Raw genomic sequence first — 13,154 nt, 5'->3', positions numbered from 1 at the left:
TCCGCGGCGCTCCCGGGCCCCGACGCGCCGTAGGCTGCGGACCATGCGGCCGCCGCTCTCCAAGGACACGACGCTCTGCATGTCGCTCGCCGGCAGGCCCGGCAACTTCGGCACGCGCTTCCACAACGCGCTGTACGACGCGCTGGGGCTCGACTACCTCTACAAGGCCTTCACCACGACCGACCTGAGCGCCGCGATCGGCGGGGTGCGGGCGCTCGGGATCCGCGGCTGCGCGGTCTCGATGCCGTTCAAGGAGGACAGCATCCCGCTCGTCGACGAGGTGCACCCGTCCGCGGCGGGGATCGCGTCGGTCAACACGATCGTCAACGACGACGGCCGGCTGACCGCCTACAACACGGACTACATCGCGGTCGCGACGCTGCTCGAGCAGCACGGCGTGCCGACCGACGCGCCCTTCGCCCTGCGCGGCAGCGGCGGGATGGCGAAGGCCGTCGCCCACGCGCTGCGCGACGGCGGGTACGCCGCGGGCACGATCGTCGCCCGCAACGAGGCGGTCGGCCGCGCCCTGGCCGACGAGACCGGCTACGCGTGGGCGGCCGAACTCGGCGACGACCGCCCCGCCACGCTCATCAACGCGACGCCGATCGGCATGCGCGGCGGCCCCGAGGCCGACGCCCTGCCCTTCCCCGCCGCGGCGATCGACGCCGCGAGCACGGTCTTCGACGTCGTCCACCAGCCGGCCGAGACCCCGTTCGTGCTGCGCGCCCGCGAGGCCGGCGTGCGGACGATCCTGGGCACCGAGGTCGCCACGCTGCAGGCGGTCGAGCAGTTCGTCCTCTACACCGGACAGCGCCCCACGGACGAGCAGGTCGAGGCCGCCGCGGCGCTCGCGCGCGGCTGACGGCAGGCGGGGGTCAGTCCGCCCGCGCGGAGGTCTCCCGGGCGACGCGCACCGCGCGCTCCGGGTCCTCCCAGTGGAACAGGTGGCCCGCGCCGTCGAAGGTCTCGAGCGTCGCGCCGGGGATCGCGGCCGCGATCGCCCGCCCGTTCGGGTACGGCAGCATCCGGTCCTCGGTGCCGTGCGCGACGGTCGTCGGTACGGCGATGCGCGCCAGGCGGTCGTGGGCGTCGTGCGCGTGGATGGCGTGGACCTGCTCGGACAGCGTCCGGAGCGAGATCCGCCCCGCCTTCGACGCCGCGACGAACTCCTCGTACGCGTCCTCGTGCTCGGCGGCGAACGCCGCGGAGACGTTGAGCTCCCACGATGCCCGCAGCGCGCGGGCGGCGTCGCCGCTGGAGAGCGTCTCGACGAGCGCCTGCATGTCGGTCTGGGCCATGTGCAGCGCGCCGGGGCCGCCGGGGCTCGTGCAGCCCAGGACGAGCGTCCGCACGCGCGCGGGATGCCGGAGCGCCAGCTCCTGCGCCGTCATCCCGCCCATCGAGATGCCGAAGACGTCGACCGGCTCGTCGATCCCGAGGGCGTCGAGCGCCGCGGCCTGTGCCTCGGCCAGGTCGCCGGTGGTGAACTGCCGGCCGCCGCAGCGACTGGACCCGGCGACGCCGACGTGGTTGACGGAGACGACGTGGCGCCCCGCCTCGACGAGCCCGTCGACGAAGGCGCGGCCCCAGTGGGCGTGCGTCCCGCTCATGCCCTGAACCAGCAGCAGCGGTCGGCCCTCGCCGCGCTCGAACACCGTGCGGACGGTGCCGTCCGCCAGCTCCACCGGCCGCGCCTCGGCGGGGACGGCGGTCGAGGGTGCACGCTCGTTCATCGCCTCCGAGCGTAGAACAGGAACGGGCGTTCCGCGCCGTCCGGTCGGAGCGGTCCGGCCGGTCGGGGGGCACCCGTCCGGGGGCCCGACGGGGCGTACGCCGCCCGCGGCCGCCGTCCGGCCCCGGGCAGCCCCCAGACCCCTAGGACTCGGCCTCGACCCCGACCGTCGCGCCCTTGGGCAGCGGCGGCAGGTCGACCGGCGTCGCGTGCAGCGCGCGCGTCTTCACGTCGCGCCACGTGACGCCCTCGCCGAGCATCGCCGGCATGCCGAGGGCGAGCGCCGTCGCGACCTCGACGGCCTGCAGGACGATGCCGTAGCCGAGCGCGTCGGCGTAGCTCACGCCGTAGCCGGCGCCCAGCACGGTGACGCACGCAGCCTGGAAGACGCCGAGGTTCGACGGGGTGAGCGGCAGGACCGCGGTGACGTTGACCGCGAAGAGCACGGCCGCAGCGGCGCCGATGCCCTCGTCGATGCCGAACGCCCGCAGCAGCAGCCAGCACGACACCGCCTGCAGCACCCAGGCCACGAGCTGCGACCCGACCGCGACCGACCCCAGCCGGGGGCTGCGGAACACGCGCAGGCCGCCGCGCAGCGCCTGCGCCCAGCCGCGGACGCGCGCCTGCAGGCGGTGCAGCCGCCCGCGTCCGTCGCCCCACTTGACCCGCAGCAGCACGGGGCCGAAGAGCAGCACGAGCAGCAGCACCGCCGGGGCGATGGCGAGCGTGACGAGCGCGCCGTCGTGCCCGCGGAAGAGCTTGATCGAGCTGATCATCACCGTGCCCAGCAGGATCAGCGCGAAGACGTTGATGAGCGTCTGCGAGACGAGCGTGCCGAGCACCACCGGCAGCCGCTCCCGCGGTCTGCCGATGCGCCGGGCCATGATCAGCGCACGTGAGGGCTCGCCCAGGCGGGCGGGCAGCGTCGCGGACATCATCACGCCGATCGCCGTCGCCCGGAACGTCTCCATGCGCGTCATCGCCGCGCCCGGGATCGCCGCGCGCAGGATCGCGTGCCACGAGATCGCGCGGAAGCCCATCGACGTCGCCATGACGGCCAGGGCCAGCGCCACCCACAGCGGCGAGGACTGCAGCAGGCTGTGGGCGATCGAGTCCAGGCCGATGCGCTGCAGCGCCATCGCGCCCGCGCCGACCGTGACCGCCGCGGCGGCCCCCACGCCCACCCGGCGGGCGAGCTTGCGGCGGGCGCGCGTCCGCTCCTCCTGCGACGGCGGGGCGGTCGGCGCGTCGGGGCGCGGCAGCCGCTGGGCGGGCGCGCGCGGCAGGCCGTCCGCGGGGCGCAGGCCGTGCTTGGTCAGGAAGCGCTCGGAGGCCGTGGCGGGCTGCGGCGCCTTCAGGGCGTCCTCGTACACGCCGACGATCCGCTGGGCCACGCGCGGCCAGGCGTAGCGGGACGCCGAGCGGGCCGCGGCCTCGCTCATCGTGCGGCGGCGCGCGGGGCGCAGCGCCAGGTCGCGCAGCGCGTGGGCGAGCGCGAGCGCGTCGCCCGGCGGGACCAGGACGCCGTCGCGCCCGGCGGTGACCACGTCGCGGTAGCCGACGATGTCGGAGGCGACGACGGGCACGCCCTGCGCGAAGGCCTCCGTCAGCACCATGCCGAAGCTCTCGCCGCCCAGCGACGGGGCGCAGAGCACGTCGCACGCCGCCAGCTCGCGGTGCTTCGTCTCGTCGTCGACGCGGCCGAGGACGCGCACGCCGCGCAGCCGCTCGTCGAGGGCGACGCGACGGACCTCCTCCTCCTCGGGCCCCATGACGACGAGCTCGACGGGCAGCTGCTCGCGCAGCGCGTCGAAGGCGCGCAGCAGGATCGGCAGGCCCTTGCGCTCGACGGCCTGGCCGACGAAGCCGATCCGCATCTCGCCCGCGGGGCGGTCGGGGCCGCGCGCGGGGATGATCGCGGGCACGTCGACGCCGTTGGGGATGACCCGGTAGCGGCCGCCGTAGAAGCGCTTGCCCGTCCACGCCGCGGCGTCGGAGACCGCGATCCGCTCCGTCAGGCGGTTGAGCCGGCGTCGGGCGCCGAACGCGACGCCCAGGCCGTTCGTGACCTGGTTGGCGGAGTAGCAGTGGAAGGTGCCGACGAGCGGGGCCGCGTCGCAGGACAGCAGGGCGTCCCAGCCGAGGAGCGGCGCGTGCGGCTCGTGCAGGTGGATGACGTCGTAGCCGCCCGTGTCGAGCTCGCGGCGCAGGCGCGCGACCGCCGAGGGGCTCATCGCCAGGTTCGACACGCCGCCGTTGGCGGGGATGCCCACGGTGCGACCGAGCGGCACGAGCCACTCGGGGGCGATCCGATCCTGGGGTGGTGCACCGCGGTGCATCCGGCTGGCGAGACGGTCCGGCGGGTCGAAGGGCGCGAGCACCCGGGCCTCGTGCCCCTGCTCGCGCAGCTCCCGCGCCAACGCCTCGATGTGCCGGGCCACGCCCCCGGGATAGGTCCACGAGTACGGGGAGACCAGCGCAACGCGCATCACCCGCAGACTACCCCGGCGGGCGGCGTCGGGTACGCCGGCGCTCCGTGCGTCCGGGCCGGTCGAGCGGCGACGCGCCACCGCCGCCGCGTGCGTACGGGGTCAGCCGGGCGGCGCGTCCTCGTCCGCGCGCGCCGCCGCGGCGGTGCTGGCGCAGGCGCCGGGCAGCGCGGGCGGCGCGGCCGTCGGCGCGCGGTCCCCGCCCCAGGCCGCCCACGCGGCGGCGACGGGGTACGTCCGGGTCATCGCCTCGTCCGTCAGGCCGGTCGGGAAGCTGGGGTCCTCGCGCACGGAGTACTGGAACGCGGCGGTGACCCGCGGGTCACGGTACCAGCGCTCGAGCTGGCGGTGCAGCAGGCGGCACTCGGCCGCGAGCGTCGCGGGACGCACGTCGCGGGTCGCCCCCGCGTGCGGCGCGCCGACGCCCGTCTCGGTGACCCACGCCGGGTGGCCGTCGAGGCACGGGCGGCGGTCCAGCTCGGCGAGCGCGCCGGCGACCGGCTCGCCGCGGCCCGCGGGCGGCCGGGCCTCGAGGTAGCCGTGCAGGCCGATCACGTCGGCGCGGCAGAGCACGTCGTCCGGCAGCGCGCGGAGGAACTCGTCGGCGGGCACCGCCTTCGGCGTGGGATCGGGCCATGCCGCCAGCTCGCCCAGGACGAGGCGGTCGCCGCGCCCCGGGCCGCCCGCGGGGACGGCCGCGCGCAGGCGGTCCAGCTCGGCGTCCATCGCCCGGGCCATCCGGGCGTAGACGGCCGGGGACGTCGGCGCGGCGTCACCCCGGCACGCCTGCCGCTGCGGCGCGACGAAGTACGGGGCGTTCGGCTCGTTCCAGGGCGACCAGTCGGCGCCGTCCAGCCCGGCGCCCCGCACGGCCCGCCACACCGCGGCGACGGCGGCGCGGTAGGCCGGCTCGCCGCCGGGGCGCAGCGGCCGGGCGCCCTCGCGGGCCCGGGCCGCCTCGCAGCCGGCGTCGGCGGGCTTCCCGGCCCACGCGGGCATGCCCCAGAAGGTCAGGACGGGGCGGTAGCGCCCGGGGTGGGCCGCCTGCGCGGCCTTCAGCGCCGCCAGCGTGCGGGTGAGCGTCTCGTCGCCCGCGCAGGGCGCGGCACCGTCGCGGCCGCAGCCGGCCCCGACCGGGCGGTCGGGGTCGAGCGGCGCGCCCTCCTGCGGCTGCAGCAGGTCCCAGCGCACGTCGACGCGGACGTACTCCGGGGCGATGCGGTCGGTCAGCGCCTGGGCGCGCGCGAAGCCCGCGACCGGCTGGCCCGGCGGGGCGAGCACGCCGGCGTCGCCCGTCACCAGGCCGACGGCCAGCTCGGGCGGGCGCACGGCGGCGGGCGCGGTCGCCCGCGGGGCCGCGGGGGCGGCATCGTCGCCGCCGGCGGTCAGGCGGCCGAGCAGGACGCCGGCGCCGAGCAGCAGGACGGCGGCGGCGAGGAGCGCCGCGGCGCGTCGAGCGGGCGCGGCACGCACCGGGCGGAGCACCGTGGACGCGCGCGCCCCCGGGCGGGGCGGCGCGTCCGTCGGGATCAGACGGCGGAGACCTCTTCCTCGTCCGCCACGCGGAACGAGGAGCCGCAGCCGCAGGCGGCGGTGACGTTGGGGTTCTCGACCTTGAAGCCGGCGCCGGTCATGGCGTCGAGGTAGTCGATCGTCGAGCCCGTGACGTACGGGAACGACTGGCGGTCGCAGAGCACCGTGATCCCGTGCGAGTTGAAGGTCATGTCGCCGTCGCGCTTCTCGTCGAACGCGAGGACGTACTGGAAGCCGGAGCAGCCGCCGCCGCGCACGCCGACGCGCAGCCCGGCCTCGCCCTCCTGCGGGTTGCTCTCGAGGAACTCGCGGACCTTCTCCGCGCCCTTGTCCGTGATGGTGATCATGGTGCCTCCGAGACGGTGGGGTGTCCCACGCGGTCCATTACTTCACCGAGTGTAGCGACCCCGGCCCCCGGCCCGGAAGGCCTGCCGGGCGGGCTCGCCGACCCTCTACTCTTGGAGTGATGCCGACCGCCGACGAGATCAAGCAGCGCATCGAGGGCGCGATCCCCGAAGCCTCCGCGCAGGTGGAGGGCGCCGACGGCGTGCACTTCCAGGCCGTCGTCACCTCACCCGCGTTCGCGGGCAAGACCCGCGTCGCCCAGCACCGCATGGTGATGGACGTCTTCGCGGGCGAGCTGGGCGGGTCGATCCACGCCCTGGCCCTGACGACCAAGACCCCGTCCTGAAGGACTCCAGCATGAGCGACAACGAGCTCCGCGACGCGATCAGCGACGCCATCAAGGACAACGAGATCATCCTCTTCATGAAGGGCACGCCGCAGCAGCCGGCGTGCGGCTTCTCCGCCCGCACGGTCGGCGTGATGCAGGCGCTCGACGTGCCGTTCGCGAGCGTCGACATCCTGCCCGACCCGCGCATCCGCCAGGAGCTGTCGGCGCTGTCGCAGTGGCCGACGATCCCGCAGCTCTTCGTCCGCGGCGAGCTCGTGGGCGGCTGCGACATCGTGATGGAGATGTACGAGAGCGGCGAGCTGCAGGGCCTGGTCGGCGCGGAGGGCGCCGCCGCGGCCGCCCCGGCCGACGCGCAGGAGGACGCCGGCACCCCCGCCGCGCCGCAGGACGGGCTGCTGCAGCCCGAGAACCGCCTGGGCTGAGCGGCCCGCGGTGGGCCAGGCGCCCCGGCGACGGGCATCGGCGTGCGCGCTGGCGGGCCTGGTGCTCGCCGGCGTCGCCGCGGCCCCAGCCAGCGCCGCCGCCCCGGCCTGCCCGGTCGTGCCGGGCGCCCGCCCGGCCCCGTCGGCCGCGTCCGTGATCGGGCGCGGCCTGACGGACGCCCCCCTCTCCCCCGCCGAGGCCGACCGGCTGCTGCTGGCGCTCGACCGGGCCTCGCCGCGGATCACGACCGCCGTCGCCGGCCGCACGCCCGAGGGCCGGCCGCTGCGCTGGGCGCTCGTCGGCGACCCGCGGGCGCTCACCCCGACGGCGGTACGGGCCGCCTCGGCGGCGGCGCGGGCCGTCCGCGCCGGCGCGACCGGCCCGCGCGCCGTCGCCCGGGTGGCGCGGCGCCCCGCCCTGGTCTGGATCGGCGCGGGCGTCCACGCGAACGAGCCCTCGGGGACGACCGCGGCGCTCGCGCTGCTCTCGCGGCTCTCGAGCGGCGAGGACTGCGGCACCCGTCGGATCCTGCACGGCACCACCACGGTCGTCGTCCCCGACCAGAACCCCGACGGCCGCGCCCGCCGCACCCGCACGAACGCCGCCGACGTCGACCTGAACCGGGACTGGTTCGCGGCGAGCCAGCCCGAGACCCGGGCGCGCCTGGCCGTGCTCCGTCGCCTGCCGCCGACCGTGGCGGTCGACGCGCACGAGCAGACGGGGACGGGCTACTTCGCCCCGCCGTACGCCCGCCCGGTCGTCGCCGGCCTGCCGCGGGCGGCGCGCGGGATCGCCGACGGCCTCGTCCGCCGCGCCGTCGACCGGGCGCTGCTCGCGCGGGGCGTCCGCACGACGCACCACGCCGGCTACGACCTGCTCTACCCCGGCTACGCGGACTCGGCCACGAGCCTGCTCTTCGGCGCGGGCGGGATGACGTACGAGCAGGGGTCCGACCTGCCGCTGGCGGAGAAGACGCGCCGCCACGCGACCGCGCTGCGGGCGACGCTCGCGGCCGTCGCGGACCACCGCACCACCGTCGTCCGGGCGTGGGCGCGGGGCTTCGCGGACGCCGTGGCCGCCGGACGCGCCGGCCGGGACGCGGCCGGCGGTCGGGCCTACGGCTGGACGCTGCGCACCGACGCGCACGCCGCCGACGCGTGGACGCTCGCCGCGCGGCTGCGGGCCGACGGGGTGCGGGTGCGGTCCCTGCGCGCGGCGACGCGCGTGCGGATCGACCCGCTCGGCCCGGCGGGCCCGCACGCCGCCGTCCTGCCCGCCGGGACGCTCGTCGTGCCCGCCGACCAGCCGCTCGGCCGCTGGGCGGGCGCCCTGCTGGGCCGCGACGCCGACGAGGCCGGGGCGGCCGCGGGCGACGCCGACACGTGGTCGATGCCGCGGCTGGCCGGCCTGCGCGCCGACGTCCTGCTGCGGCGGGTGCCCGCGGGCCGGCTGACCACGGAGGGCGCCCGGCGGCCGGTGGCGGTCGGCGCCGGGCGCACCGTGGCCTTCGCGGGCGACAGCGCCGCGGCGGATCGCCTGGCGTTGGGCCTACTTGCGGCCGGCCTGCCGGTGGCGCGCACGCCGGGCGGCACGCTGCGGGCGACGGTGGATCCGGCCGGCGCGCGCCAGGCGGCGCACGCGGGCGTCGCGCTGCGCCCCGCGGGCGGCGCGCCCGGGGACGGCGCGCGGGCGGTGCCCACGCCGCGGGTCGCGCTGCTGCCCGACCCCACGCCGGCGATGACGGGCACGCCGGCGCGGCTGCCGGTCCGCGACCGCCCCGCCGGCTGGGTCACGGGCGCGCTGCGCGCCGCGGGCGTCGTGACGTACGAGCTGGCCCCGGCGACGCTCGAGGACGGCGTGCCGACCGGCACCACGCACCTGCTGCTCGGGCCGGGCGACGTCCCCGGCGGGGTGCTGACGCCGCGCGCGGCCGCCGCCGTAGCGGCCTTCGCGCGTCGCGGCGGGACGGTGCTGGCGCTCGGGACGGAGGGGATCGCGACGGCGCGCGAGGCCGGGATCACGCGGGTGGAGACGGTGGACCCGCCGTCCTCGCAGGGCGTCTCGATCGTGGCGCGCGCGGGCGACGACCCGGTCGGCGCCGCGCTGGCCGGCGACGTCTCCGTCGTCGTCGCCGGCGAGCCGCGGCTGACCGCGCCCGCCGGGGCGGCCGTGCCGCTGCGCGCCGCGGCCGGCGCGCGCCTGGCGCCGTCCGGTCCGGTCGCCGCGGCCGACGGCCTGGCGGGCCGGCCGCTCGTCGTCGACGAGGCCGCCGGGGCCGGGCACGTCCTCAGCGTCGGCCTGTCCCCCGCGTTCCGCCGGCAGTCCGACGGCGGCGAGCGCGTGCTCCTCGGGCTGCTGCTCGCCACGCGCTGAGCCGCCGGGGGCGGGCCCGGGCCGGGCTATAGGGTGGACGGCCATGCCGGTCGCGGTCGTCACGGATTCCACGCACTACATGCCCCGCGAGCTCGTCAGCGAGCGCGCGGTGTCCGAGGTGTCGCTCTACGTCACCCGGGGCGACGACGCCGAGCGCGAGCTCGACATCGCCGACCTGGACGCGTTCTACGCGGGCCTGCGCGAGCAGCGCGACCTGCCGTCGACATCGCAGCCCTCGCCGGGCGACTTCCTGGCCGTGTACGAGCCGCTGCTCGAGGCCGGGTACGACGTCGTCTCGCTCCACCTGGCCGGCGGCATCTCCGGCACCGTCGAGACCGCGCGGCAGGCGGCCGGCATGGCGACCGCCGCGGCCGCGGGGCGGCGCATCGAGGTGGTCGACTCGCGCCTGGCCTGCGGCGCGCTCGCCCTGCCGGTGCTGACCGCCGCGGCGTGCGCGGCGGGCGGCGGTGACGTCGACGCGGTCCGCGCCCGCGCGCAGGAGACCATCGACTCCATGCTGCGCAAGTTCGTCTTCGCGGTCGACACGCTCGAGTACCTGCGGCGCGGGGGGCGCATCGGCGCGGCGCAGGCCTTCGTCGGCGGCGCGCTGAAGATCAAGCCGATCCTGACGCTCGACGGCGAGATCACGCCGATCGAGCGCGTGCGCACGTCGCGCCGCGCGTTCGAGCGGATGCTGAAGGTCGCCGAGCAGCTGCGGGCCGACGGCTCGACGGCCTGGGTGGTGCAGCACATCCAGGCCCCGGACGAGGCGCAGCGGCTGGCCGCCGCGGCCGAGGAGATCATCGGCACCCCGCCGCTGTTCGTCTCGGAGATCGGCCCCGTCATCGGGGCCCACGTCGGCCCGGGCCTGCTGGGCGTGGGCGGCATCCGCCCCGAGCTGCTGCGCCAGGAGGCGTAGGCCGACGCGGCGACGGCCCGCCGGGTGGCGGGCCGTCGGGCGGTGCGGGCGGGGCCGGCGCTCAGGCGCGGCTGCCGCGGCTCAGCAGGCCCGTGAGCCCGCCGATGCCGCCGGCGAGCACGAAGCCCGCCACCCCGGCGGCGATCGCCGCCGGCTTCACGTTGCGCTGCAGCTGCGACCGCCAGTCCGACAGCTCGGTGACCTCGGCGCGCAGCCCCTCGATCGACCGCGACAGCTCGCGGCGGTGCTCCTCGAGGGACGCGCGGATCTCCTCCGGCGTGCGCTGACGCGTGCTCATCGGCTGCTCCTGTCGTCGAAGGACCCGAGCGTGCGGTCGGGGCCGGTGGCGCCGACGGACTCGCCGGCGCCCAGGCCGGGCTGCGACTTGCCGGCGGTCTGGACGCTCTCGCGGATGCGCTTGGCCTCCTCGATCGCCATGTCCGGGGTCGGGGGCGCGCCGCGCTTGACGGCCTTCAGGGCGATCATCGCGCCCACGCCCGCCAGGACGAAGAGCAGGACGGCGACGATCAGGAAGCCCCAGAACATCTGGTTGCCCGGCGAGCCGAGGACCCACCAGAAGAACCAGGCGAGCGCCTGCAGGAAGAAGATGCCGCCGAGCGCGACGAACACGCCCGCGGCGGCGCCGACCGCGGCGCCCTTGCCGAGGCTCTTGGCCTTCTGGGCGACCTCGGCCTTCGCGAGCTCGATCTCGTCGCGGACGATGTGCTGCGTCCGCTCCGTGACCGAGGCGAGGTGCTCGACGACCCCGGCGATGGACGCCTCCCGGCGCCGGTCGTCAGCGGCGGGCAAGGGTCCGGAGGAGGATCGCGGCCAGGACGCCGCCCACGAGGGCGGCGGCGACGATGCGCTCGGGCTGGTCCTCGGGGAACAGCTCGGCGACCTTGTCGGCCAGGGTGGACGAGGAGGAGGGGACCGACGCGTCGTCGGCGCCCTCGGCGGACTGCCACTTCGGCGGCAGCCCCGCGGCGGGCGGGGTCTTCCAGTCGGGCGCGGGCCCGTCGGCCGGCGGCGCGGCGGCCCCGGTCGGGTTGGGGCGCGCGGCGGTCGGGCCGCCGGTCGGCGACTCGTCGACGTCAGCGTCGCGGATCGGCGCGGCCGAGGGCTGCGCCGTGCCGGGCGCGGGCGTGGTGGCGTCCGCCGGGACCGGGCCCGGGTCGGTCTGCGGGGTGACGGCGTCCGTCGGGCTCACGGCCCCGAACTCCTTCGTCGGGGGCGCGTCGTCCGCGCCCCCGACGGGTCGATCATCGCTCACTCGGGGGGCTCCTCTCCGAAGACGCGACGCCAGATCAGCGCGGCCGCTCGTTGTGCGAGCAGGCTGCTGACGACGCCCAATCCTGCGACCAGGCCGGACCAGGCCAGGCGCTTGACGAGCTCGTTGTCCATTGCGTTCGATCCTACCCGCGGGGCCGGTCGACCATGCGTCCGATCCCCGTTCCTACCGGGGATCGAGGCCGCCGCAGATCGTCTCGACCAGGGTGCTGACCGCCTCGCGGCGCTGGTCGGGGCCCGAGGGCATGAGGTCGAAGATCCACGCCGTGAGGATCTGCTCGATGGCCCCGTAGAACACGAAGCCGGCGAAGGACGGCGGGATGTCGGGCCGCAGCTCGCCGCGGGCCTGGGCGCTCTCGACGATCTTGGCGATCCCCGCGTGCGCCTCCTGGATCCGGCCCCAGTGGCGGCGGCCGAACGTGTTGGCCTGGCGGGTGACCTCGACGATCACGACCTGCATGACGTCGGGCTGCTTGCCGTAGCTCTCGACGATGAACGTCGCGACCTTCGCCAGCTTCTCCCGCGCCGTCAGCTCCGCGTCGTCGTGCGCGGCCTGGATGACCTCGAGCATCAGGTCCCAGCGCTCGAGGAAGACCTCGTCGAGGATCCCGTCCTTGCTCTTGAAGTAGTGGTAGACGAGGCCGTACGCCACCCCCGCCTCGTCGGCGATGTCGGAGACGCGGCAGTGGTTGAAGCCGCGCTCGGCGAACACGCGGACCGCGGCGTCGAGGATCGCGCGGCGCTTCTCCGCGCTCGCGGCGGTGGTGCGGGACGCCATCAGGCGGCCCCTCCGCGCGCGGCGGCCGACTCGGGCGAGTCGGTGCGCCAGCCCTCGGCCAGGTCGCCGGCGGGCAGGGCGGCGAGCGTCGCGGCCACGTCCGCGCGGCGCTGGCGCAGGACCGGCAGGCCCTCGCGCACCGCGTCCGTGCGGGACAGATCCAGGTCGGCGAGCACGACGGCCTCGTCGACGTCGGGCGCCTGCGCCAGGATCGTCCCCCAGGGGTCCACGATCATCGACTTCCCGCCGGAGCGCACGCCGGGCGTGTGCTCGCCGTGCTGGTTGGCGGCCAGGACGAACGCACCGTTCTCGATCGCGCGGGCGCGCAGCAGGATCTCCCAGTGGGCCTGCGTCGTGCGCTCGGTGAAGGCGGCCGGGACGGCCAGGATCCGTGCGCCCTCCGCGGCGAGCGCGCGGTACAGCTCGGGGAAGCGCACGTCGTAGCAGACGCTCAGCCCCACGCGGGTGGCGTCGGGGTCGGCCAGGACGGTGGAGACCACGCCGTCGCCCGCGATCTCGCGGTCGGACTCGCGGTAGCGGACGCCGGCGACGTCGGCGTCGAACAGGTGGAGCTTGCCGTAGGTGCCGAGCGTGCCGTCCGGGGACGCGTGCAGCGCGGTGTTCTGCAGCAGGCCGTCGGCGCGCCGGACGAGGATCGAGCCCGCGAGCAGGTCGATGCCGAGCTCGCGCGCCGTCTCTCGTGCCCAGGTGGCGGCCGGCCCGTCGAGCGGCTGGGCGCCGGCCTCCAGGTCGTCGAACGTCCCCAGCACCGACCACTTCTCGGGCAGCAGCACCACGCGCGCGCCCGCGGCCGCGGCCTCGCGGACGAGCCGGTCCGCCGTCGCCTGGTTGGCGGCGACGTCGGGGGTGCTGCGGAGCTGGACGACGGCGGTGCGCAAGGGGGTCATCGGGATTGACTGACG

At 77.1% G+C, this 13,154-nt stretch carries 15 protein-coding genes; 5 read left to right on the top strand and 10 right to left on the bottom strand.

Annotation, left to right across the window (positions count from 1 at the left end):
- The first annotated feature begins 43 nt into the window (after positions 1-43).
- Positions 44-862, top strand: a complete 819-nt coding sequence (locus tag J3P29_RS06070) for a shikimate 5-dehydrogenase (protein ID WP_210492134.1) — start codon at positions 44-46, stop codon at positions 860-862.
- Between the two features lie 13 nt (positions 863-875).
- Here the strand turns inward: J3P29_RS06070 and J3P29_RS06065 are convergent, their stop codons facing one another.
- From J3P29_RS06065 to J3P29_RS06050, 4 genes are all read right to left on the bottom strand, one after another.
- Positions 876-1,733 carry an alpha/beta hydrolase gene (locus tag J3P29_RS06065; RefSeq protein ID WP_210492133.1) on the bottom strand — a complete coding sequence of 286 codons (858 nt, stop codon included), beginning with the start codon at positions 1,731-1,733 and terminating at the stop codon, positions 876-878.
- A 142-nt stretch (positions 1,734-1,875) separates the two neighbouring features.
- Positions 1,876-4,221: a lysylphosphatidylglycerol synthase domain-containing protein gene (locus J3P29_RS06060; RefSeq protein ID WP_210492132.1), complete on the bottom strand. Its 2,346-nt coding sequence runs from the start codon at positions 4,219-4,221 to the stop codon at positions 1,876-1,878.
- A 102-nt stretch (positions 4,222-4,323) separates the two neighbouring features.
- Positions 4,324-5,694 carry a hypothetical protein gene (locus J3P29_RS06055; protein WP_210492131.1) on the bottom strand — a complete coding sequence of 457 codons (1,371 nt, stop codon included), beginning with the start codon at positions 5,692-5,694 and terminating at the stop codon, positions 4,324-4,326.
- A 56-nt stretch (positions 5,695-5,750) separates the two neighbouring features.
- A complete protein-coding gene (locus J3P29_RS06050; protein ID WP_210492130.1) occupies positions 5,751-6,101 on the bottom strand; it encodes an iron-sulfur cluster assembly accessory protein in 351 nt (116 codons plus the stop codon).
- Between the two features lie 119 nt (positions 6,102-6,220).
- Here J3P29_RS06050 and J3P29_RS06045 point away from each other — a divergent pair, with 119 nt between their 5' ends.
- The 4 genes from J3P29_RS06045 to J3P29_RS06030 are packed head-to-tail and all read left to right on the top strand — an operon-like array spanning position 6,221 to position 10,163.
- Positions 6,221-6,445: a BolA family protein gene (locus J3P29_RS06045; protein WP_210492129.1), complete on the top strand. Its 225-nt coding sequence runs from the start codon at positions 6,221-6,223 to the stop codon at positions 6,443-6,445.
- Positions 6,446-6,456: 11 nt separating this feature from the next.
- On the top strand, positions 6,457-6,870 hold the full coding sequence (grxD, locus tag J3P29_RS06040) for a Grx4 family monothiol glutaredoxin (protein WP_210492128.1): 414 nt from the start codon (positions 6,457-6,459) through the stop codon (positions 6,868-6,870).
- Between the two features lie 10 nt (positions 6,871-6,880).
- Complete coding sequence (locus J3P29_RS06035; protein ID WP_210492127.1) at positions 6,881-9,244, top strand: M14 family zinc carboxypeptidase; 2,364 nt, start codon at positions 6,881-6,883, stop codon at positions 9,242-9,244.
- Positions 9,245-9,287: 43 nt separating this feature from the next.
- Positions 9,288-10,163 (top strand): DegV family protein, encoded by an 876-nt coding sequence (locus J3P29_RS06030; RefSeq protein WP_210492126.1) that lies wholly within the window; start codon positions 9,288-9,290, stop codon positions 10,161-10,163.
- Positions 10,164-10,224: 61 nt separating this feature from the next.
- On the opposite strand, the gene J3P29_RS06025 is transcribed toward J3P29_RS06030, so the two are convergent.
- Genes J3P29_RS06025 through J3P29_RS06000 form a run of 6 tightly spaced genes read right to left on the bottom strand, consistent with a single transcriptional unit; the run spans position 10,225 to position 13,139 of the window.
- Positions 10,225-10,461 carry a DUF3618 domain-containing protein gene (locus J3P29_RS06025; RefSeq protein ID WP_210492125.1) on the bottom strand — a complete coding sequence of 79 codons (237 nt, stop codon included), beginning with the start codon at positions 10,459-10,461 and terminating at the stop codon, positions 10,225-10,227.
- Complete coding sequence (locus tag J3P29_RS06020) at positions 10,458-10,973, bottom strand: phage holin family protein (protein ID WP_210492124.1); 516 nt, start codon at positions 10,971-10,973, stop codon at positions 10,458-10,460. Before J3P29_RS06020 ends, J3P29_RS06025 begins: the two co-directional genes overlap by 4 nt.
- The gene (locus J3P29_RS06015) at positions 10,960-11,436 is read right to left on the bottom strand and encodes a hypothetical protein (protein ID WP_210492123.1); all 477 of its coding nucleotides are present in this window, start codon (positions 11,434-11,436) and stop codon (positions 10,960-10,962) included. Before J3P29_RS06015 ends, J3P29_RS06020 begins: the two co-directional genes overlap by 14 nt.
- Positions 11,433-11,567 (bottom strand): DUF4235 domain-containing protein, encoded by a 135-nt coding sequence (locus J3P29_RS06010; protein ID WP_210492122.1) that lies wholly within the window; start codon positions 11,565-11,567, stop codon positions 11,433-11,435. The genes J3P29_RS06015 and J3P29_RS06010 overlap by 4 nt, the downstream gene beginning before the upstream one ends.
- Positions 11,568-11,619: 52 nt before the next feature.
- Positions 11,620-12,231 carry a TetR/AcrR family transcriptional regulator gene (locus J3P29_RS06005; RefSeq protein ID WP_210492121.1) on the bottom strand — a complete coding sequence of 204 codons (612 nt, stop codon included), beginning with the start codon at positions 12,229-12,231 and terminating at the stop codon, positions 11,620-11,622.
- On the bottom strand, positions 12,231-13,139 hold the full coding sequence (locus J3P29_RS06000) for a carbon-nitrogen hydrolase family protein (protein ID WP_210492120.1): 909 nt from the start codon (positions 13,137-13,139) through the stop codon (positions 12,231-12,233). Before J3P29_RS06000 ends, J3P29_RS06005 begins: the two co-directional genes overlap by 1 nt.
- Positions 13,140-13,154: the final 15 nt, after the last annotated feature.

The organism is Patulibacter sp. SYSU D01012 (assembly GCF_017916475.1).
Lineage (GTDB): Bacteria > Actinomycetota > Thermoleophilia > Solirubrobacterales > Solirubrobacteraceae > Patulibacter.
Note: the sequence above shows the minus strand (reverse complement) of the source record. Positions and strands in the feature narration are given on the sequence as shown.

Coding starts and splice junctions, on each gene's coding strand:
- J3P29_RS06070 (WP_210492134.1), top strand. CDS start 44: ATGCGGCCGCCGCTCTCCAAGGACACGACGCTCTGCATGTCGCTCGCC.
- J3P29_RS06065 (WP_210492133.1), bottom strand. CDS start 1,733: ATGAACGAGCGTGCACCCTCGACCGCCGTCCCCGCCGAGGCGCGGCCG.
- J3P29_RS06060 (WP_210492132.1), bottom strand. CDS start 4,221: ATGCGCGTTGCGCTGGTCTCCCCGTACTCGTGGACCTATCCCGGGGGC.
- J3P29_RS06050 (WP_210492130.1), bottom strand. CDS start 6,101: ATGATCACCATCACGGACAAGGGCGCGGAGAAGGTCCGCGAGTTCCTC.
- J3P29_RS06045 (WP_210492129.1), top strand. CDS start 6,221: ATGCCGACCGCCGACGAGATCAAGCAGCGCATCGAGGGCGCGATCCCC.
- grxD (WP_210492128.1), top strand. CDS start 6,457: ATGAGCGACAACGAGCTCCGCGACGCGATCAGCGACGCCATCAAGGAC.
- J3P29_RS06030 (WP_210492126.1), top strand. CDS start 9,288: ATGCCGGTCGCGGTCGTCACGGATTCCACGCACTACATGCCCCGCGAG.
- J3P29_RS06025 (WP_210492125.1), bottom strand. CDS start 10,461: ATGAGCACGCGTCAGCGCACGCCGGAGGAGATCCGCGCGTCCCTCGAG.
- J3P29_RS06010 (WP_210492122.1), bottom strand. CDS start 11,567: ATGGACAACGAGCTCGTCAAGCGCCTGGCCTGGTCCGGCCTGGTCGCA.
- J3P29_RS06005 (WP_210492121.1), bottom strand. CDS start 12,231: ATGGCGTCCCGCACCACCGCCGCGAGCGCGGAGAAGCGCCGCGCGATC.
- J3P29_RS06000 (WP_210492120.1), bottom strand. CDS start 13,139: ATGACCCCCTTGCGCACCGCCGTCGTCCAGCTCCGCAGCACCCCCGAC.